At 65.1% G+C, this 18,795-nt stretch carries 18 protein-coding genes; 10 read left to right on the top strand and 8 right to left on the bottom strand.

Features of this window, described 5'->3' with window-relative positions; all coding sequences use genetic code 11:
- Positions 1-82: 82 nt before the first annotated feature.
- The 3 genes from AWJ14_RS02385 to AWJ14_RS02395 form a co-directional block, all read right to left on the bottom strand.
- Positions 83-1,030 carry a sugar-binding protein gene (locus tag AWJ14_RS02385; RefSeq protein ID WP_139112499.1) on the bottom strand — a complete coding sequence of 316 codons (948 nt, stop codon included), beginning with the start codon at positions 1,028-1,030 and terminating at the stop codon, positions 83-85.
- 149 nt (positions 1,031-1,179) lie between these two features.
- A complete protein-coding gene (locus AWJ14_RS02390; RefSeq protein ID WP_171904806.1) occupies positions 1,180-2,166 on the bottom strand; it encodes a substrate-binding domain-containing protein in 987 nt (328 codons plus the stop codon).
- A gap of 42 nt (positions 2,167-2,208) precedes the next feature.
- On the bottom strand, positions 2,209-3,189 hold the full coding sequence (locus AWJ14_RS02395) for an NAD-dependent epimerase/dehydratase family protein (RefSeq protein ID WP_066174407.1): 981 nt from the start codon (positions 3,187-3,189) through the stop codon (positions 2,209-2,211).
- A 159-nt stretch (positions 3,190-3,348) separates the two neighbouring features.
- Between AWJ14_RS02395 and AWJ14_RS02400 the strand changes: the two genes are divergently transcribed.
- The 6 genes from AWJ14_RS02400 (at position 3,349) to AWJ14_RS02425 (ending at position 9,001) form a co-directional block, all read left to right on the top strand.
- Positions 3,349-4,089 (top strand): ATP-binding cassette domain-containing protein, encoded by a 741-nt coding sequence (locus tag AWJ14_RS02400; RefSeq protein WP_066174410.1) that lies wholly within the window; start codon positions 3,349-3,351, stop codon positions 4,087-4,089.
- A 12-nt stretch (positions 4,090-4,101) separates the two neighbouring features.
- A complete protein-coding gene (locus tag AWJ14_RS02405; protein WP_066174413.1) occupies positions 4,102-5,091 on the top strand; it encodes an ABC transporter permease in 990 nt (329 codons plus the stop codon).
- 46 nt (positions 5,092-5,137) lie between these two features.
- On the top strand, positions 5,138-6,136 hold the full coding sequence (locus AWJ14_RS02410; RefSeq protein ID WP_245304099.1) for a LacI family DNA-binding transcriptional regulator: 999 nt from the start codon (positions 5,138-5,140) through the stop codon (positions 6,134-6,136).
- A 291-nt stretch (positions 6,137-6,427) separates the two neighbouring features.
- Complete coding sequence (locus tag AWJ14_RS02415; RefSeq protein WP_280949298.1) at positions 6,428-7,081, top strand: GntR family transcriptional regulator; 654 nt, start codon at positions 6,428-6,430, stop codon at positions 7,079-7,081.
- 34 nt (positions 7,082-7,115) lie between these two features.
- A complete protein-coding gene (locus AWJ14_RS02420) occupies positions 7,116-8,099 on the top strand; it encodes a sugar phosphate isomerase/epimerase family protein (RefSeq protein WP_066174422.1) in 984 nt (327 codons plus the stop codon).
- Positions 8,096-9,001 (top strand): PfkB family carbohydrate kinase, encoded by a 906-nt coding sequence (locus tag AWJ14_RS02425; protein ID WP_066174425.1) that lies wholly within the window; start codon positions 8,096-8,098, stop codon positions 8,999-9,001. The genes AWJ14_RS02420 and AWJ14_RS02425 overlap by 4 nt, the downstream gene beginning before the upstream one ends.
- Here AWJ14_RS02425 and AWJ14_RS02430 read toward each other — a convergent pair.
- Both AWJ14_RS02430 and AWJ14_RS02435 read right to left on the bottom strand, forming a co-directional pair.
- Positions 8,983-9,822, bottom strand: coding sequence for an amidohydrolase family protein (locus AWJ14_RS02430; protein ID WP_066174430.1), 840 nt, complete (start codon positions 9,820-9,822; stop codon positions 8,983-8,985). The two genes, AWJ14_RS02425 and AWJ14_RS02430, sit on opposite strands and share 19 nt — an antisense overlap.
- A gap of 10 nt (positions 9,823-9,832) precedes the next feature.
- Entirely contained in the window at positions 9,833-10,861 is a 1,029-nt protein-coding gene (locus tag AWJ14_RS02435) for an aldo/keto reductase (protein ID WP_066174828.1), read from the bottom strand.
- A 94-nt stretch (positions 10,862-10,955) separates the two neighbouring features.
- Between AWJ14_RS02435 and AWJ14_RS02440 the strand changes: the two genes are divergently transcribed.
- Genes AWJ14_RS02440 through AWJ14_RS02455 form a run of 4 tightly spaced genes read left to right on the top strand, consistent with a single transcriptional unit; the run spans position 10,956 to position 14,902 of the window.
- A complete protein-coding gene (locus tag AWJ14_RS02440; protein WP_066174432.1) occupies positions 10,956-11,768 on the top strand; it encodes a BtpA/SgcQ family protein in 813 nt (270 codons plus the stop codon).
- On the top strand, positions 11,768-12,865 hold the full coding sequence (locus AWJ14_RS02445; protein ID WP_066174434.1) for a M42 family metallopeptidase: 1,098 nt from the start codon (positions 11,768-11,770) through the stop codon (positions 12,863-12,865). Before AWJ14_RS02440 ends, AWJ14_RS02445 begins: the two co-directional genes overlap by 1 nt.
- Before the next feature lies 1 nt (position 12,866).
- Positions 12,867-14,360: an FGGY-family carbohydrate kinase gene (locus AWJ14_RS02450; RefSeq protein WP_066174437.1), complete on the top strand. Its 1,494-nt coding sequence runs from the start codon at positions 12,867-12,869 to the stop codon at positions 14,358-14,360.
- The gene (locus AWJ14_RS02455) at positions 14,357-14,902 is read left to right on the top strand and encodes an SIS domain-containing protein (protein WP_066174440.1); all 546 of its coding nucleotides are present in this window, start codon (positions 14,357-14,359) and stop codon (positions 14,900-14,902) included. Before AWJ14_RS02450 ends, AWJ14_RS02455 begins: the two co-directional genes overlap by 4 nt.
- A gap of 5 nt (positions 14,903-14,907) precedes the next feature.
- Here the strand turns inward: AWJ14_RS02455 and AWJ14_RS02460 are convergent, their stop codons facing one another.
- From AWJ14_RS02460 to AWJ14_RS02470, 3 genes are all read right to left on the bottom strand, one after another.
- Entirely contained in the window at positions 14,908-15,825 is a 918-nt protein-coding gene (locus AWJ14_RS02460; RefSeq protein WP_066174442.1) for a carbohydrate ABC transporter permease, read from the bottom strand.
- Between the two features lie 19 nt (positions 15,826-15,844).
- Positions 15,845-16,951, bottom strand: coding sequence for a carbohydrate ABC transporter permease (locus AWJ14_RS02465; RefSeq protein WP_066174447.1), 1,107 nt, complete (start codon positions 16,949-16,951; stop codon positions 15,845-15,847).
- A gap of 68 nt (positions 16,952-17,019) precedes the next feature.
- Positions 17,020-18,651: an extracellular solute-binding protein gene (locus tag AWJ14_RS02470; protein ID WP_066174450.1), complete on the bottom strand. Its 1,632-nt coding sequence runs from the start codon at positions 18,649-18,651 to the stop codon at positions 17,020-17,022.
- Positions 18,652-18,795: the final 144 nt, after the last annotated feature.

Genomic DNA, 18,795 nt, shown 5'->3' on the forward strand with positions numbered 1-18,795 from the left:
TCCGCATGAAAGACGCCACGGGAAGGCTGCACGAACCTTTCGGGCCCGTGCAGCCTCGGACAAGGCGGTAGGATGAGCCGCCTTATCCTCCGATGCGGGCCTTGAGCTCCGCTTCGAACGCATCGACATTGTCCTTGCTGATCTTCTTGGTGGGCACGATGATCAGCCCGTCATCCGGGATTCCGGACTTGTCGCCTTCCAGATAGGCCGCCATCAGTTTCATGCCCTGATAGCCCCACTGGTAAGGGTCCTGCACCACGGTGCCGGCGAAGCTGCCTTCGCGCACGGCGCCGAGCGTGATCGGATCTTCATCAAAGCCGATCACGGTGATTTCGCCGAGCTTGCCGGCGGCCTGCAGGGCCTCGTAGATCTTGGGCGGATTGTAGGAATAGAACCCGACCATGCAGGTGATGTCCGGATTGGCGGCCAGCACATCGTCGACATTCGACCGCGCCCGGGCGAAATCCACGTCGTCGCCGCGCACGTCCACAAGTTCGATGCCCTTGCCCTCGACCGCCTGGCGGAAGCCGGCGATGCGTTCGACCGCGTTGTCGGCGCCAAGGAAGCCGACAAAGCCCATGCACTTGCCGCCATCGGGCATCGCCTCGACCGCGATCTCGCCGGCCTGGACGCCGGCCGCGGTGTTGGACGAGCCGAGATAGGCGATGCGGTTGCTGTCAGGCGCATCGCTGTCGGTGGTGAACAGCGGCACCTGGGCGGCGATGCGGTTGAACGCATCGATCGAGTTCTTCGGGTCCGCCGACGAAATCATGATCGCGTCGGTGCCTGCGGCCACCAGATCGTCCATCAGGGCGTTTTGCAGCGCGGCCGTGCCCTGAGCCGGATAGCGGAACTGCAGCTCGTAGCCGGGAAGTTCGGCCTGGGCCGCCTTCACGCCGGCTTCCGACAGCTTCCAGAAATCGGAGGCCGCATTGACCACGAATGCGAGCGCGGGCTTTTCGTCCGCCACGGCGGCGTCGGCGACAAGCACGGCCCCGGCTGCGATGATAATCGACTTCAGATTGAACATGTCATTCCTCCCTGCAGCCTGTTCCTCCCAGGCCGCGATTGAAAACAGCAGGTTCCGCGAACGATTATAACTGATAATATTACCAACCGGCCGCGAGAGAGACGACGGGGCAGCCCTTGCGGACCGACCCCGCCGCCCTCGGGAGAACCCTAGTTGTTGGCGCAGAAGCCGGGATCTTCCTGGTTGCAGACGTCAAGTCCGGTGAACAGCGGATCCTCGACGGACTCGCCATTGATCAGCTGGATCATGACGTCGGGCGCGCGATAGCCCATCTCGAATGGCCGCTGACCGACCTGCGCATGGCTGCGGCCATCGCGGAAGGCCTGGGTCTGCGGCGGCAGGGTGTCGCCGGCGATGATGATCAGCTCCTTGCTCTTGAGCTTGTCCATCACCTGGTCGGTCACCTGCGCGTAGGCCTGTGGCGCGAACTGCGCCCAGCCGCCGATCAGGATGAAGGCATCGAGATCCGGGTTTGCCGTGAACACGTCCGACATCTGCTGGTTGGCGAGATCGGCCTGGTCGTTGGTGAACACCGGGCAGCCCTCGACCTCGGTCCAGCCGCCCTGGCCGGTCAGCCGGTCGATGCCCTTTTCGCCCGATGCGGTGTCCCGGAAGCCCTGGGCGCGCGCATTGATGTTATCGGCGGCAACGTTGCCGAGCTGCAGGCAGACCGTGCCGCCCTCGGGCTTGAGCGCAGCGGCCTGCTCGGCCATTTTCACGCCCATCAGGTAGTTGTCGGTGCCGAGATAGGTCTTGCGCAGGTCGCGGTCCTGCTCGAGGAAGTCCGCGTCCACGGTCATCACCGGAACCGAGGGCGCAATCGCACGGATGCGGTTGGCCATGGCCGGCGCGTTCGAGGGCGAAATGGCGATTGCCGCCACGCCGCGGGTCAGAAGATCGTCGACGATCTGCACTTCGCCGGCTTCGTCGGCCGACGAGGCCGGGCCGGTGTAAAGGCATTCATATTCGCTGTCGGCATTTTCCGACATCCACTTCTTGCAGCCCAGATTGATCTGCTCGAAGAACGGGTTGTCGAGGCCCTTGACGACGATCGCCAGGGTCTTCTTCTCCTGTGCTGCGACCGGACCGGCCGCAAGCACCACCGCCGACAAGGCGGTCATGGCCATCAGTTTCAGTTTCATGTCTCTCTCCTCCACTTAAACCGGCAAGCCTCCTGCCTAACCGGGATACCAGACGACGCGCGGGTCGTTCTCCTCGCGCTCGTAGTGAAACGCGCGCTCGGCGAGCTGTTCGAGCCCCACCTCCGGCGCCCAGCCGAGCACCATCCGCGCCTTCGAATTGTCGAGCCAGTTGCTGTGAAACGGGGTGTCGATCTCGATCGGCTCCAGGTCGGCACCGGCCTTCAGCAGCCGGCCCACCGCGCCGTAATCCACCGGCCGGTCCATCGCGATGTTGAACAGCTGGCCATAGGCGCGCGGATTGGCGATCGACGCCAGGATCGCCGAAACCAGATCGTCGACATGGACGAAATTGCGCTTGAGATAATTGCCGCCGGCATCGCGCAGCACCGGCACGTAGCGCCCATTGCGGTAGCGCGCGAGCGCCGCCTCGTCGACGATCTCGGTCCAGGGCGGGCCGCCGAACTGGCCGTCGCCGAAGTCGAGCGCGAAGCGGAAATCGTCCTTTTCCATGATCCAGGGCGCGCGCAGCGTGGTCCAGTCGACGCCGTACTGGACGCCAAACTGCTCGACCATGGTCTCCTCGAGCACCTTGGTGAGCGCGTAGCAGCCCGGATAGGCCTTGCGCGCGGAAGCTTCCGTGATCGGCGCGTCATAAGGCTGGAAGATGTGGCCGACCACGCAGTCCCCGCTCAGCAGGATGAACTGGCGCGACGCCGCCGATCCCCGATAAGCCTCGAGCAGCAGGTAGAGCCCCTTGAGCGCCACATCGAAGATCAGGCCCGGCGATTCCTTGACGGCCGCCAGATGCAGCACATGCGTGACCCCGGCCATGGCCTCGGCAACGGTTGCGGCGTCGGAGAGTGACCCCGAGACGATCGCGACCCGCTCACCCTGCTCCACGGGACGGTTGTGACACAGCGCGACGATCTCCCAGTCCGCAAAGCGCGGATCGGCCAGGAAGGCAGGAATGAACACCTGCCCCACCTTTCCCGCCGCCCCCGTCACCAGCAACCTCATCCATCCCTCCCCTTTTCTGCCATTTCTTTCGCAAGTGTTGTTTACTAATAATATTAAGTCAAGATATTAGTGATGCGGCGTGCTAGACTGCGCAGTGGAGGAGCGGGAAGGCGGCGATCAAACGGCGCACCCATAGGGCGAAAAGCGCGAGGAGGAAGAATGTCGCGGCTAGTGATTTCAGGACTGTCGAAAAATTTCGGGGCGATTCAGGCGCTGTCGGATGTGTCGCTGTCGATCGAACCGGGAGAGGTGCTCGGCCTGATGGGCGACAACGGCGCGGGCAAGTCGACGCTGGTCAAGATCATCGCCGGAAACTTCCGGCCGTCGGCCGGCAGCATCAGGATCGACGACAAGCCGGTCGATTTCCACAGGCCGATCGACGCGCAGCGCGAAGGCATCGAGATGGTCTACCAGGACCTCGCGCTCGCCGACAACATGACGGCGGCCTCCAACGTGTTTCTCGGACGCGAGCCGATGCGGAGCCTGGGGCCGCTGAAATATATCGACTACCGGCGCATGAATTCGGTGTCCACGGAGCTCTTCAAGCAGCTCAAATCGGAGACGAGACCGCGCGACCTGGTGCGCAAGATGTCGGGCGGCCAGCGCCAGGCGGTCGCCATCGCGCGCACGCTGCTGTCCGAGCCCAAGATCGTTATGATGGATGAGCCCACCGCCGCGATCTCGGTGCGGCAGGTGGCCGAGGTGCTCGATCTCATCCGGCGCCTGAGCGACCGCGGCATCAGCGTGGTCCTGATCAGCCATCGTATGCCGGACGTCTTCAGCGTTTCCGACAAGGTCGCGGTGCTGCGCCGCGGCCAACTCGTCTGCAGCAAGCCCGCGGCCGATTCGTCCCCCGAAGAAGTGACCGGACTGATCACCGGCGCCATCGAAGCCGCCTAGGAGGACAAGACCATGACCACACTCGATGACATCATCGGCCGCTCCCAGCACGAGAGCCTGTTTTCGCGCATCAGGGGACTTCAGCTCTTCTGGGTCTTCACCGCGGCCGTTCTGGCCTGCCTGGCGCTGACCTTGCTCACGGACAGTTTTGCCAGCGAACGCAATCTCTTCAATGTCGCCCGCAACTTTGCCTTCGTCGCCATCATCGCCATCGGCATGACGGCGGTGATCGCCTCGGGCGGCATCGATCTTTCGGTCGGTTCCACGGTTGTGCTGAGCGCCATGGTGATCAGCGTCGCCATGGCCTCGGGCCTGCCCTTCTGGATCTCCGCGCTGCTGGCGCTCGGCGCGGCCCTTCTCGTCGGGCTCGTGAACGGCGTACTGATCGCCTATGCGGGCATGCCCGCCTTCGTCGTCACACTGGGAACATTGTCGGCGGCGCGCTCGCTCGCCATGGTTCTCTCCGACAACAAGATGATCTGGGAGTTCGGCCCGGACCACGATCTGCTGCTCTGGATCGGCGGCGGCTCCACCTTCGGGCTCCCGCATCCGCTCTGGGTCATGACCATTCTTGCCGTGGTGATGTCGCTGGTCTTCAAATGGACCCGCTGGGGCCAGCATCTCTTCGCCATTGGCAGCAACGAAAACGCAGCCGTGCTGACCGGCATCCCGGTCAAACGGCTCAAGGTGAGCATCTACATGTTCTCGGCGTTGACCGCCGGGCTCGCCGGCATCCTGATGGCCGGCTGGCTCGGCAGCGTCACCACCAATCTGGGCCAGGCGATGGAACTCACGGTGATCGCCGCCGCGGTGATCGGCGGCGCCAATCTGGCGGGCGGGGAAGGCACCGCGCTTGGCGCGGTCGTCGGCGCGCTGTTGATAGAAGTGATCCGCAATTCCCTCATCCTGCTCGGCATCTCGACTTTCTGGCAGGGAATGTTCATAGGTACCTTCATCATCGTGGCCGTGGCATTCGACCGATTCCGCAACCTGCGCACCTAGGGGAACGCGAATTCGGGGCGCCAGGGCACGTAGCATGGAGAATGCCTTGAGACCGACAATGATGGATGTCGCCGCGCGGGCGGGCGTGTCGCAGGCCACGGTATCGCTGATCCTCAATGGCAGTTCGGGCGCCCGGTTCAGCGAAGCGACGCGCAAGCGGGTGATGGATGCCGTCAACGAACTCGGCTACCGCCTGCCGAACCGCTCTGTGGCCGCCGAGCCCTCGGAAAACCGCGTCATTGCCTTCCTCACCGACGAACTGACGACCGACCCGTGGATGGCGCTCGCCTTCGAGGGCGCGCGCGAAAAGGCGCTCGAACTCGGCGTCATCGTCACGCTCGGCATCTTCCGCGCCGGCGAGGATCCGAACGAGGACGTGTTTTCGCTGTGCCAGCGGCAGCCGCTGCTGGGCTATATTTTCGGCACCATCCTGACCCGCAAGATCGACCCGCCGGCAGCCCTGTTCAAGCTGCCGTCGGTGCTGGTCAACTGCTACGACCAGAGCCGGCGCCTGCCCTCGATCCTGCCTGGCGACGTGGCGGGCGGGCGCGCCGCCACCGAGCGGCTGATCCAGGCCGGCCGCAAGCGCATCGGCCTGATCAACGGCCAGGACGGCCTCGACAACCCGCGCGACCGGCTGCGCGGCTACAAGCAGGCGCTCGCCAGCAACGATTTCAGCTTCGATCCCGCGCTGGTGCGCTACGGCAACTGGGAGCCGTCCTCGGGCTATTCCGAAACCCATGCGCTGATGGATCTTCCCAATCCGCCCGACGCGATCTTCTGTGCCAACGACCTGATGGCGCTTGGCTGCATCGAGGCGCTCAAGGAGCGCGGCAAGTCGGTGCCCGGCGACGTCTCGGTGATCGGCTTCGACAACCGCGACATTGCCCAGTTCCTCCGCCCGCCGCTGACGACGCTGCACCTGCCGCTGTTCCAGATGGGCGCGATGGCGGTGGAAATGATCCACGACATAGCCGGCGGGCTGAAAAGCAGCCACGACCAGTTGAAGGTCGAATGCACGATCGTCGAACGGGAGTCCGTGTAGGACGAGGGCAGCCAGCCGGGCGCCTCCAGGCTCCGCGATCACGCCCCAAAACAACCCCTTGGGCCGGGGTGGCGCTTCCAGGGAACTTCGAACAGATGACACAGATGCCGCAGTCAGCCGGCGGCCCCAGGCTGCGGACATGGCCATATCGGCCATGCCGCCCGAGGGTTTGCTTGACAGACCCGATCTCAATCTAACATTCTAGAATGCTGCAACCCTGAGGATAGACCGCTGTCTGACGACACCACCCCACGCCCTGCCCTTCCCCCCCTGGACCAGTTCTCCGGCTCACTGGCCCAGAAGGTCTACATGTCGTTTCGACAAGCGATCCTGGGGCTGACCTTCCGGCCGGGCGAAATCATGCAGAAGCAGGAGATCTGCGCCGAACTCGGCGTCTCGCGTTCGCCGGTCGCGGAAGCCGTCGCGCGGCTTGCCGCCGAAGGCCTCGTCAATGTGGTGCCGCAGGCCGGCACCTTCGTGGCCCGGCTCTCGGTGGAGGAGATCCGCGAAGGCGCCTTCCTGCGCGAGGCGCTGGAGCTGGCGGCCGTCGAGATCGTCGCCTCCACCATCACCGAGGAGCAGCTCGTGCTGCTCAGGCGCAACCTGCGCATCCAGGAAGCGCTGATGCAGGACGGCGACAATGCCGGCTTCTACCAGATGGACGCCAAGATGCATGAGCTGATCCTGTCGTTCACCAGCTACAAGCGGCTGGCTGGCATGGCCGAGACCGCCTGGGTGCATGTCAACCGCGCCCGGCAGCTGATCCTGCCTGCGCCGGGGCGGATCCAGGCCACGCTCGAGGAGCACAAGGCCATTGTCGCGGCGCTCGAGGCCCGCGACCCCGAAGCTGCACGCGCGGCCACGCGCCATCATCTGCGCCAGCTGATCACCTTTCTCGAACCGCTCGCCGAGCAGCATCCCGACCTGTTCGACACCCGCATCTGAAGGCGGTTCGTCACCCCGCCCCGAAAGGCTTCCCATGCCCGTGCTTTCCAATCGACCGCGCTATGCCGCCCGCCTCAACGCCTTCAAGACCGGCCTTCCGGGAAAGCCGACCGCGGCCGACATGATCGCCCGCGCCGGCACGGTCGAGGGGCTTGATGCGGCGGATCTCAACTATCCCGACCATTTCGACGCGCATTCGCCGCAGCAGCTCTCGGCGATCCTGTCGGACCACGGCATGGCGCTCAACGGGCTGGCGATGCGCTACTACACCGACCCGGGCTTCCGGCTCGGCGCCTTCACCAATCCCGACGCCAGGGTGCGCCAGGCCGCGATCGACATCACAAAAAAGGGCCTCGACGCGCTCGCGGCGATGGGCGGCAGGCTGATGACCCTCTGGATGGGCCAGGACGGGGTCGATTACTCCTTCCAGGGCGATTACGCACGGATGTGGGACGACACGATTGCCGCGATCCAGGCCGTGGCCGATCACAATCCGCAGATCGACATCGCCATCGAATACAAGCCCAACGAGCCCCGCGCCTATGCGCTGATGCCCGACATCGGTACAACGCTGCTCGCGATCCGCGACGCGGACCGGAAGAACCTCGGGGTCACGCTCGATTTCGCCCATGTGCTCTATGCCGACGAGATCCCGGCGCAGTCGGCGCGCCTCATTGCGCGGCATTCGAAGCTTCTGGGCGTGCATCTGAACGACGGCTACGGCAAGCGCGACGACGGGCTGATGGTGGGGTCGGTGCATCCGGTGCAGACGGTGGAACTTTTCGCCGAACTCGACGCCATGGGCTATGACGGCGTGATCTATTTCGACACCTTCCCCGATCATGGCGGCCTCGACCCCTGCGCCGAAGCCAGCGCCAACATCGTGATGGCCGAGCGCCTGCGCGCGATCGCGGCCAGCCTTTCCGGTCACACGGGCCTTGCCGAGGCCATCGCTCGCCAGGACGCCACCGCTTCCCTGCGGATCGTCGCCGACGCGCTCTACGGGGCGGGCCGGTGAGCGTCTTCGTCTGCGGCTCACTGCATTACGACGTCGTCGTCAACGCGCCGCATTTGCCCCGCCTCGATGAAACCGTGCCCGGCACCGGCGTGCGCTACATTGCGGGCGGCAAGGGCGGCAACCAGGCGGTCGCCGCGGCACGCATGGGCGCGCCCACCGCCTTCGCCGGCCGGATCGGCGACGATGCCTTCGGCGCGAGCCTGCTTACGACCCTTGCGAATGCCGGCGTCGACACCAGCCAGATGCAGCGCGGCGCCGGCGCCTCGGGCATGAGCGTCGCCATTGTCGACCCCGCAGGCGGCTATGGCGCGGTGATCGTTTCGGCGGCCAATCTTGCCATCGACCCGTCGCTGATCTCGGTCCCGGAGCATACCAAGGTGGTGCTCTTGCAGAACGAAGTCCCCGAAGCGGTCAACCTGACCGTCGCGCTCAAGGGCCGGGCGGCCGGGGCGAGCGTGATCCTGAACGCAGGCCCTGCGCGGCCGATGGGCGCGGACCTTCTGGATGCGATCGACATTCTCGTGGTCAACCGGGTGGAAGCGGCGGACCTGCTGTCGGTACCGGAGGCCACCCTCGATCCGCTTGAGGCCGCGAAGGCGCTGAGCCGGCTCGGCCCGCACGCGGTCATCGTCACGCTCGGGGGTGACGGCCTTGTGTTCTACGAGTCAGGTGTGGCGACCCACCATCCCGGTCATGCGGTCGGGGTTGTCTCGACCCATGGTGCGGGCGATGCCTTTCTCGGCGCACTTGCCGCCGCCAGCGCATCGGGGCACCCGCTCGAAGCCGCGGCCCGCTTCGGGCAGGCGGCAGCCGCGCTGCATGTCTCGACCCCTGTCGACCAGCGCCACATGATCACGCCCGCCGCGGTTCGCATGCTGATGGCTCAGACCTCAAGTCGATAGAACCGCTTCGCCGTTCCGCCAAAGATCTCCCCTTGGTCGGCCGCGCTCAATCCCGCTGCAAACCCTTCCGCCGTCGCGAACCAGGTCTCGTAATCCGAGGCCAGACGGCAGACCGGCCAGTCGGAGCCCCACATCACCCGCTCTGCCCCGAAGGCCGAAATCACGTGGCTTGCATAGGGGGCGAGATCGGCCTCGGTCCACTCCGGCGCGGCTTCGGTGACGAGCCCCGAGAGCTTGCAGCAGGCTCGCGTCTGGTCCGCGATCCGCGCCATGCCGTCGGCCCAGACGCGGAAACTCTGCTCGCCATGGCTGCGAATCTGCGGTTTCATGCAGTGGTCGACCACGGCGCGCATGTCCGGATAGCGCTTCAGGAGCTTGAGGAAATTGTCGAGGTGCCGGGGAAAGCCGAGCGCGTCGAAGGTGAGATCGAAATCGCACAGCGCGCGAAAACCCCATTGCACGTCCTCCCGATGCATCCAGTCGACATCGGGAATGTCCTGGATCATCGGCCGCACGCCCTTGAACTTCGGGTGCTTTGACAGACGCTTCAAGGTTTCGAGATCGGAGGGGTTTTCGAAATCCACCCAGCCGACCACACCCGCCACCGACGGCGTCGCATCGGCGATGCCGAGCATGTATTCGGTCTCGCATACGGTCGCCGCCGCCTGCACCAGCACGGTCGCGCCGATGCCGCAGGCCTCGAGATGCAGGGCGAGGTCGGATAGCACATAGGGACGGGCGAGGATCGCGTTGTCCATGGGCATCCAGTCATAATCGCCGCGCGCGGGCTGCCAGAAATGCTGGTGTGAATCGATCCGCATGCGTCCCTCCTCAGCCGTTGACCGGCGCATCGGCGCGCATCAGGCCCTCGGCCTTCAGATCCGCCCACAGCGCCTGCGGCATCTCCGCGGTCGCGGCCTTGAGATTGGCCTCGACCTCGGCGACACCCTGCCCGCCGGGGATGACCGACACCACCGCCGGATGGCGCAGCGGAAACTGGAACGCGGCATCGACCATGCGCACGCCATGGCGCTGGCAGACCTTTTCGATCCGCGCCACCTGGTCGAGGATCGCCTGCGGCGCCGGGTCGTAATTGTAGAAGGCGCCCGGTTTCGGCCCGGTCGCGAGAATGCCGGAATTGTAGGGCCCGCCGATGATCACGCCGATCCCGCGCTGCTCGGCGAGAGGCAGGAAGCTTTCGAGCGCCTCCTGCTCGAGCAGCGTGTAGCGGCCCGCGAGCAGGAACAAATCGAAATCGCCGCGCTCCGCCATCCATTGGCAGGGCTGCCATTCGTTAACGCCCGCGCCGAAGGCCGTGATCACGCCCTGATCGCGCAGGTCCACCAGCGCCCGATAGCCGCCGTCCATCAATTCCGCGAGCTTGGCGTCGAGCGCTTCCTGGCTGCCGTGATTGAAGATATCGAGATCGTGAGCGAACAGGATGTCGATGCGGTCGACCCCGAGCCGTTCGAGCGAGGCTTCGAACGAGCGCATCACCCCGTCATAGCTGTAGTCATAGACTTCCTTGCGCGCCGGAACGTCGAAGAACTTGCCGATGCAATCGCGCTCTTCACCCGCCTCGCAGCGCCTGAGCAGACGCCCGATCTTGGTGGAGAGCACATAGTCGCCGCGCGGTTTTCCGCGCAAGAATCGGTTCATCCGCGTTTCCGCAAGCCCCAGCCCATAGAGCGGCGCGGTGTCGAAATAGCGCAGGCCCAGATCCCAGGCGCGGGCAAGCACCGCATCGGCCTCCTCCTCGCTGATCGCCCGGTAGAGATTGCCGAGCGGCGCCGTGCCGAAACCGAGTTCCGTGAAGCTGAGCCCGCCATTGCCGAGCCTGTCCCAATGTCGTGTCTTCAATTGCATCTGCGCCTCCCTGCCTGCTAACATGCTAGTATAATTGTGGATCGGCTGCATAGTCCCGCCGGGGCCTTGCCGCAAAGGGAGGATTATTTTGAGCAATTTCAGGACTGTGTTCGGGCAGAAGAAGCCCGTGATCGGAATGGTGCATCTGGGGGCGCTGCCGGGTTCGCCTCTGCATGACAGCGAGGCCGGGATCAAAGGGCTGGTCACTGCCGCGCGCGCCGACCTCACCGCGCTGCAGACCGCCGGCTTCGACGCCATCATGTTCGGCAACGAGAACGACCGGCCTTACGAATTTGCGGTCGATACCGCGTCCACCGCAACGATGGCCTATGTGATCGGCCAGCTCCGCAACGAGATCACCGTGCCCTTCGGCGTCAATGTGCTCTGGGACCCGATGAGCACCATCGCGCTTGCGGCTGCGACCGGCGCCCAGTTTGTGCGCGAGATCTTCACCGGCACCTATGCGAGCGACATGGGTCCCTGGACGCCCGACGCCGGCAAGGCCATGCGCTACCGCGACCGGCTGGGCCGGCGCGATCTTGCCATGCTCTACAATGTCTCGGCGGAATTCGCCGACAGCCTCGACCGCCGGCCGCTCTCCGACCGCGCCCGCAGCGCAGTGTTTTCCTCCATCCCCGACGCCGTTCTCGTGTCCGGCCAGATCACCGGCGAGGCGGCGGCGCTGTCGGATCTCGAAGCGGTCAAGAAGGTGCTGCCGAACACGCCCGTGCTCGCCAATACCGGCGTCAAGCATGCCACCATCGCCGATATCCTCTCGATAGCCGACGGCTGCGTCATCGGCTCGGCACTGAAGATCGACGGCGACACCTGGAAGGCGATCGACCCGAACCGCGCCCAGGACCTGATGGACCGGGCCCGCGCCGCGCGGGGGGGCGCGTGATGCGCGACAGGCTGCGCAGGGAACTCGCCGACCTGATGATGATCCCCGGCCTTTCCGGCCACGAGGAACGGGTTGCGCGCTACATCCGTGACCGGCTCTCGGAGGCCGGTATCGAAAGCCGCGTCGACCGCATGGGCAATGTGATTGCCACGCTTGAGGGTGATGCTGCCGCCCCGTCGGTGATGATCTTCACTCACATGGACCAGTTGGGCTTCTTCGTGCGAAAGATCGAGGCCGACGGGCTGATCCGGGTCGAGCGCATGGGCGGCGTGTCCGAGCGCGCGATGGCGGCGCAGGCGGTGACGCTGTGTGTCGGCGAAACCCGCGACGTGCCGGGCATCATCATCAACAAGGCGCATCACGCCACCACACCCGACGAGAAATACAAGGTGCTGACCGCGCCGGAGATCCTGATCGACACCGGCCACGGATCGAAACAGGCGGTGGAGGCGGCGGGCATCCGCATCGGCACCCCGGTGGTCTATCAGTCCCGCGTCATCGAACTTGCCGGTGATCGTGTGGCCGGCACCTCGGTCGACGACCGTGCGGGATGCGCGGCGCTGCTTGAGATCGCCTGCGGTTTGGCGAAGGGCGGCAGGGCACGCCCCACCGTGCATGTGGTGTTCAGCGTGCAGGAGGAGTTCAACCTGCGCGGCGCGCTGGTGGCGGCCCAGACGCTCAAGCCCGATATCGCTATCCAGATCGACCTGATGCTCGCCACCGACACGCCGGAGCTTGCGGACCGCGGCGAGATGCGGCTCGGCGGCGGCCCCGGCATCAGCCTCTATTCCTTCCATGGCCGCGGAACGCTCAACGGTGTGATCCCGCATCCTGCGCTGGTCGACCTGTTCGAGCGCACCGCCGACAAGCTTTCGATGCCGCTCCAGCGCTCGGCGCAGGTGGGGGTTTTGACCGATCTCTCCTATGTCCAACTGGTGGGCGAAGGCGTGGCCTCGATCGATATCGGCTTTCCGATGCGCCATTCGCACTCGACGGTCGAATGCTGCGACCTCGCCGATCTCGAAGCCATGGCGCAACTCGCCGTCGCGGCCATCACGGGCATCGGCTCCGATTTCAAACTGACGCGGGAGACCTGAGATGGGCTACACGCTCGGCGTCGATATCGGAACCTTCGAATCCAAGGGCGTGCTGGTCGAGGACGGCGGCCGCATCGTCGCGCAGGCCGCCCGCGCCCACGAAATGATCGTGCCCCGCGCCGGCTGGGCCGAGCACCGCGCCGAGGAAGACTGGTGGGGCGATTTCGTCTTCATCACCCGCAAGCTCATCTCCGAAACCGGCATCGATGCCGCCGAGATCCGTGCGGTGGCGACTTCGGCGATCGGCCCCTGCATGCTCCCCGTTGACGGCAACGGCACGCCGCTGATCAACGGCGTGCTTTACGGCGTCGACACGCGGGCAGGCAAGGAGATCGAGGAACTCAATGCCGCAATCGGCCCGGACACGATCCTCGACCGCTGCGGCAATGCGCTCACATCGCAATCGGTCGGCCCGAAGATCCTCTGGTTCAGGCGCAACCATCCCGACCTCTGGGCAAAGACCGCCAAGATCCTGACCTCGACCAGTTACCTGACTTACAGGCTCACCGGGGCCTACGCGATCGACCATTACACGGCGGCGAATTTTTCCCCGCTCTATGACATCGCCCAACAGGACTGGTGCTTCGACCTCGCCGACATCTGCGGGCCGGAGATGTTGCCGAAGCTGATGTGGACGACCGAGATTGCCGGCCATGTCACCGCAGAGGCGGCCCGCGAGACCGGTTTGGCCGAGGGCACGCCCGTCACCTGCGGCACCATCGATGCGGCGGCTGAAGCCGTCAGCGTCGGCGTCCGCGGCTCCGGCGACATGATGATGATGTATGGCTCCACCATCTTCATCATCCTGCTCTCAGACAGGCGGCTGTCCGATCCGCGGCTCTGGCATGCGCCATGGCTGTTTGAAGGCGAGCACGCGGCGATGGCGGGGCTTGCGACCTCCGGCACGCTGACCCACTGGTTCCGAGACCAGTTCGCCCGCGAACTCGAGCGCGACGAAGCCTTCCAGGTTCTGGCGCGCGAGGCGGAAGCCTCTCCGCCCGGCGCGAAGGGACTGATCTGCCTGCCCTATTTTTCTGGCGAGCGCACGCCGATCCACGACGCGCGCGCCAAGGGCACCTTTTTCGGCCTCGACCTGACCCACTCCCGCGGCGACATGTACCGCGCGGTGCTCGAAGGCATCGCCTCGGCCACGCGCCATATCGCCGACACCTATGCCGAGGCGGGGCAGAAGCCCGCGCGCGTGCTCGCCGTCGGCGGCGGCACCAAGAACAGGCTGTGGCTCAAGGCGACGTCGGACCTCTCGGGCCTCGACCAGATCGTCTCAGCCGTCACCATCGGCGCCTCCTATGGCGACGCCTTTCTCGCGGCCCTCGCCGTGGGCCAGGCGGACCCGGACAATATCGCCACATGGAATCCGGCGGAGGAAACCATCAAGGCCGAGCCCCATCCCGCCTATGCCCGGCAGTATCCGCTGTTCCTGAAACTCTATCAGCAGACCCGGGAGATCATGGCGGCGCTGGAGGCGGACCGATGAGGGATTTCGACACAGCCTTGTCTGAACTCGGGGCCGTGCTCGACGCCATGGACATCGGCGAGATCGAGCGCGCGGTGGAGATGATTGCGGAAGCGGGCACGATCGTTGCCTATGGCTGCGGCCGCGAGGGACTGCAGGTGCAGGGCTTCGTCATGCGGCTGTTTCATCTGGGCCTCACCGCCTCGATGCAGGGCGCGATGACCACGCCGCCGCTCGGCCCGGGCGATCTGTTCCTCTGTTCGGCAGGTCCCGGCGAACTTTCGACCGTGAGCGCGCTCATGGGCGTGGCCCGCAAGGCCGGCGCGAAAATCCTGTTCCTGACCGCCGAGCCTGGTTGCACGGCGGCGAAGGAAGCCGACCATGTGCTCGCCATCCCCGCGCAGACCATGGCGCGCGACGTGGGCGGTGCATCGATTCTGCCGATGGGCTCGGTCTATGAAGGCGCGCTGTTCGTGCTGTTCGAGATCATGGTGCTCAAGCTCAGGGACCGGCTCGGCGAAACCAGCGAGACGATGCGCGCGCGGCACACCAACATGGAATAGGCCCGCTATTTCACCGCGCCCGCAGCCATGCCCTTGATGATGTAGCGTTCGAGCACGATGCCGATCGCGATCAGCGGCAGGATCGCGGCAAAGGACAGCGCGGCCATCGACCACCAGCTGATACCCTGGCTGCCGGTCTGGCTCGCCACCATCACCGGCAGCGTATTGGCGTGGGTCGAGGTCAGAAGGGCCGCGAAGAAATACTCGTTCCAGGTCAGCACCAGCGACAGGATGAAGGCCGCGACCATGCCCGGCAGCGCGATCGGCAGCACGATGGTCGTGAACGCGCCCCAGATCGACAACCCGTCGACCAGCGCCGCCTCCTCGAGCTCCTTGGGGATACCCGCGAACTGGTCGCGCATGATCCAGATGACGATCGGCAGCACCGTGAGCGTGTAAAGCAGGATCAGGCCGATCCGCGTGTCGAGCAGCGCGAGCGCCTTGTAGAGCACCAGGAACGGCAGCGCCAGGACCACCGGCGGCAGGATCAGCTGGCTCAGGAAGAAGAAGGAAATGTCGGAATTGCGCATGAAGCCGAAGCGGTAGGAAAAGCGCGACAGCCCGTAAGCCGCGAGCGAACCCAGGAACACGGCCAGCGCCGAAGAGCAAAGCGCGGCGATCGCCGAATTGAAGAAGCGCTTCAGGAACTCCTCGCGCACCGTGGATTCGGCGCCGATGGTTTCGGGCGAGAGGCCCAGCGAGCGCCAGCCGAGCCATTTCGGGGTGTAGTCCCAGAACGGGATCAGGTTGCCGCGCATCACGTCCGGCGCCATCTTGAACGAGGTGGTGATCGTCCAGTAGATCGGAAACAGGCAGATGATCGCCCAGATGATCAGCGCGCCATAGAGCGCCACGCGGGTCGAGAACCATTTGACCCGGGTCGCGCGGTCGGCGGGGCTGTCGTAGAAGATCTGCTCGCTCATGGTCGTCTTCCCTTCCCGCTCAGTACCGCGGCCGCGCCCAGCGATCGGTCAGCTTCATGACGATCGTGATCGCGATCACGATCAGCACCAGATAGACCATCGCCAGCAGCGTGCCGTATCCCACGTTCGAGCGGTCGCGGTATTCGCGGAAGATGAAGCTCGTCACGCTGTCGGTCGCGCCGCCGGGGCCGCCGGCGGTCACGTTGATGATGATGTCGGCCAGCTTCAGCTTGAAGATGATGCGGATCAGGATCACCGTGATCGACACCGGCAGCATCAGCGGAAACGTGACTTCCCAAAAGCCGCGCCAGGCGCGGGCGCCGTCCACCTTGGCGGCCTCCTGGATGTCCTTCGGGATCGCCTGCAGTCCGGCCAGGATCATGATCATCATGAACGGGATATAGGTCCAGGCGTCCATCACCATGATCGTCAGCCGCGCCATCTCGGGCGTGCCGAAGAAGGAGGGGTTCTCCCAGCCGAGTTCGCGTGCGAGCCGGGCCAATGGCCCGAAGCGGGCCTCCAGCATCGACTTGCCGATCATCCAGCTCACCGCCACCGGCGAGAGCATCAGCGGCATCAGGAAGGCCACACGAAAGAACTTGCGCGCCCTAATCTGCGAATTGAGCATCAGCGCCAGCCCGAAGGCGATCGCGTATTCGACGATGATGGCGAGCGTGTAGCGCACCATGTTGGCGAGCGCATTCCAGTAGAAATCGTCGCGCCACATCTGGCGCATATTGTCGAGACCGTTGAAGGTCCGACCGGTCGGCGAAGACAGGTTCCAGTCCGAAAACGCGATCACCAGCCCGAACAGGAGCGGGAACACCACCATGGAGATGACGAACAGCGCCGCCGGCAGCACGAACAGCACGCGCTTGCCGCGTTCGCCGCGGATGAGCACTTGGCCCCAGCACAGGCACACCGCCCACAGCACATAGGCGTAGAGCGTGGGCCGCCAGTTGGCGAAGCCGAAATCCATGCGGCCCGCTTCCTGCAGCGCCTGCAGCCCGGCGGTCACCGCCATCACCAGCGCGGAACCCCAGATCAGGGCACGGCCAAGCGCAATCCGGCGCTCGGAAAGATTGTCATTGGTGACAACGTGAAGGAAATCGCCCTGATCAGCCACTTGCGGATATCCCGAATTGCAGGACGGCGCCGGCGGTCCTGCCGCCGGCGCCGAGGTTGGTCACCCGGTCAGAGCCCGAGCGAGGCCTTGTAGAGCGCAATCTGGCTCTCGCGGCCGATCTGATCGGTGATCTTCTCCCAGGCGGCGGCAATCGCGTCGGCGGTTTCCTGGGCGGAACCGTATTGTCCGGCAAAGCCCTTCGCCAACTCGTCTTCCGCCACAGAGTAGTACTGGAAGATGCCGGGGATGCGGGGCTCGATGGCCGCGTTCGGGTGGTTGTAACTGTCGAGGTTCGAGCCGAGATAATCCTCGATATAGGCGCGGTCGTAGCCCGCCGCTTCCCATTCGTCGTACTGGAAGTGGCTGTTGCGGTAGGGCTGGAAGCCCGAAGGATAGGCCGCCGTCCACAGCGACAGGTCCTTGCCGCCGAGATGTGCCGCAGCCGACCAGGCCGCCTTGCGCTTCTTTTCGTCGCCCGACACCCGGTTGGTGACATAGATGCCCCAGCCGATATAGGCCATGCTCGGCGCCTCGTTCATTTCCTCTTCCCAGGCCCCGGTGCGCCAGTTGTAGCGCCGATCGGAAGCCGGGTTGATGCCGAAGCCGACCACGTCGCCCACCACCGAGGTGTCGGAGGTGCGCGCCGAGGAGCCCACATCGCCCCACCACATCAGCATCGAGCCGGTGCCGGCGAGGAACTGGCTGAAGGCGGTGGTGCCGGGATCGGCGTTGATCTGGTCGGCCGGATAGGCGCCTTCGGTGTTGATCAGGTCCATCACGTCCTGGAACGCCTGCACCCAGCCCGGATTGTTGACGAGCGGCTTCATCGTGTCGGGTTCGAACAGCCAGGCCGGCTCGCCGGGATGCTTGACATAGGCCGTGGCGCGGTTGGCGACGAAGTAGAAGCCGAAGCCGCCCCAGCCCTTGAGCGGATCGAGATAGCCATGCGCGGGAAGGCCGGTGAGCGGGTCGGTCTTGCCGACCAGCGCCTTAGTGACCTCGTTGACCTGCTGCCAAGTCTTCGGAACCTCGGCGCCGCCAATGCCGTCAGGTCCGAAATAATCCGTCCGGTAGGAGAAGGTGTGGCAGTCGCCGTCGATCGTCACGCGGTAGGTCTTGCCGTCCCAGGTGCCGACCGGCGCCTTGAGGTAATCCACCAGGTCGTCGGCCTCGATCTGCGTGGCCACCCAGTCGGGCATCTCGTCGAGCAGGCCGCGGCCTGCGGTATCGCCCTCGAACGGGGCGCCCATTTCGAGAATGTCGAAATCCACCGTTCCGGTGGCGATCGATTGCTGCAGGCGGGCATTGTAATCGGCCTGGGCAAGGTCGATCCAGTTGATCTTCGCGCCGGTATAAGCTTCCCACGGCTTCAGGAAACCGCGGAACAGGAAATTGTGCAGGTTCTGGTTGTTGAGCCCCATGAAGGTCAGCTCGACCCCTTCGAACTCACCTTCAGCCACATTGGCCTTGGTCGCCGCAAGGCACAGTTCTCCGACTTTCTGCCAGTCGGCATCGGTGGGCGAACCGGCGCCCACGCCCGGAATCTTGAGAATTTCGGCACGCACATTGTCCTGCGCGGCGGCACTGCGCGTGCCAAGCCCGCCCATGGCGGCCATGCTGCCGACCGCAGCGGCGCCCTGCAGCAGCCTGCGGCGGCTCATCGCCACCCTGACTGCATGTTCATACAGATCGACTTTCATGAAACACCTCCCAAGGTTACCCGCTCCTCATGCGGTCCGGACCAGGGAGGCGATCCGACTTTGGGTCGTTGAACGCCTTGTCTTCCCAACGGCCGGGTCCGGAAATCCGGACAGGCGGAAAACATTTCAGCCTTCAATCAAGCT

The organism is Parahoeflea olei, assembly GCF_001703635.1.
Taxonomy (GTDB): domain Bacteria; phylum Pseudomonadota; class Alphaproteobacteria; order Rhizobiales; family Rhizobiaceae; genus Hoeflea; species Hoeflea olei.

Excerpts from the sequence above, each read along its gene's own strand:
- AWJ14_RS02400 (WP_066174410.1), top strand. The coding sequence starts at position 3,349 with ATGTCGCGGCTAGTGATTTCAGGACTGTCGAAAAATTTCGGGGCGATT.
- AWJ14_RS02385 (WP_139112499.1), bottom strand. The coding sequence starts at position 1,030 with ATGTTCAATCTGAAGTCGATTATCATCGCAGCCGGGGCCGTGCTTGTC.
- AWJ14_RS02450 (WP_066174437.1), top strand. The coding sequence starts at position 12,867 with ATGGGCTACACGCTCGGCGTCGATATCGGAACCTTCGAATCCAAGGGC.
- AWJ14_RS02460 (WP_066174442.1), bottom strand. The coding sequence starts at position 15,825 with ATGAGCGAGCAGATCTTCTACGACAGCCCCGCCGACCGCGCGACCCGG.
- AWJ14_RS02470 (WP_066174450.1), bottom strand. The coding sequence starts at position 18,651 with ATGAAAGTCGATCTGTATGAACATGCAGTCAGGGTGGCGATGAGCCGC.
- AWJ14_RS02430 (WP_066174430.1), bottom strand. The coding sequence starts at position 9,822 with ATGCGGATCGATTCACACCAGCATTTCTGGCAGCCCGCGCGCGGCGAT.
- AWJ14_RS02395 (WP_066174407.1), bottom strand. The coding sequence starts at position 3,189 with ATGAGGTTGCTGGTGACGGGGGCGGCGGGAAAGGTGGGGCAGGTGTTC.
- AWJ14_RS02445 (WP_066174434.1), top strand. The coding sequence starts at position 11,768 with ATGCGCGACAGGCTGCGCAGGGAACTCGCCGACCTGATGATGATCCCC.
- AWJ14_RS02405 (WP_066174413.1), top strand. The coding sequence starts at position 4,102 with ATGACCACACTCGATGACATCATCGGCCGCTCCCAGCACGAGAGCCTG.
- AWJ14_RS02420 (WP_066174422.1), top strand. The coding sequence starts at position 7,116 with ATGCCCGTGCTTTCCAATCGACCGCGCTATGCCGCCCGCCTCAACGCC.
- AWJ14_RS02455 (WP_066174440.1), top strand. The coding sequence starts at position 14,357 with ATGAGGGATTTCGACACAGCCTTGTCTGAACTCGGGGCCGTGCTCGAC.